The 478-nt window shown below is 70.9% G+C and carries 1 protein-coding gene; it reads left to right on the top strand.

All coding sequences use genetic code 11. From position 1 onward, the window contains the following. Positions 1-123: 123 nt before the first annotated feature. The coding region (locus tag D9V41_RS16290; protein WP_166376090.1) for an FAD-dependent oxidoreductase at positions 124-478 on the top strand (355 nt) is incomplete at its 3' end.

The raw sequence follows: 478 nt of genomic DNA, 5'->3' as shown, positions 1-478 counted from the left end.
CTGACGGGTCGAGCGCTGTGGTCCATCGGTCTCCTTCGACTGCGAGGTCGGGACGCCAAGGGTATGCCCTTCCCGGAGCCTCCTGACGCGATTCGCTGCTCCCTGTTGGGGAACACCGGTTCCATGAGCGATCGACCGAGCTGGTGGGGTTCGCCCGCCCCCGCGACGAGTTCCGACGCCTGGACGGAGGACGCCGAGTTCGACGACATCGTCATCGGCGCGGGCCTCACCGGCACCGTGACCGGCCTTCGGCTGGCGCAGGCCGGGCGACGCGTCGCGATCGTCGAGGCGCGGTCCGTCGGCGCCGGAACGACGGGTCGCTCGACCGCCAAAGTGACCGCGCTCCAAGGCGTTCGGGCCTCGAAGATCGAACGCCAGCACGGTCGGCAGGTGGCCCGGGCTTACGCGACCGCTCAGCTCGCCGGACTCGACTGGCTCGTGCGCTTCGCCGACGACAACCCCGGCTGGCTCGAGCGGC

The organism is Aeromicrobium phragmitis, from assembly GCF_003674095.1.
Lineage (GTDB): Bacteria > Actinomycetota > Actinomycetes > Propionibacteriales > Nocardioidaceae > Aeromicrobium > Aeromicrobium phragmitis.
The sequence above is the reverse complement of the archived record's forward strand: the minus strand, read 5'-3'. Positions and strand labels throughout refer to the sequence as shown.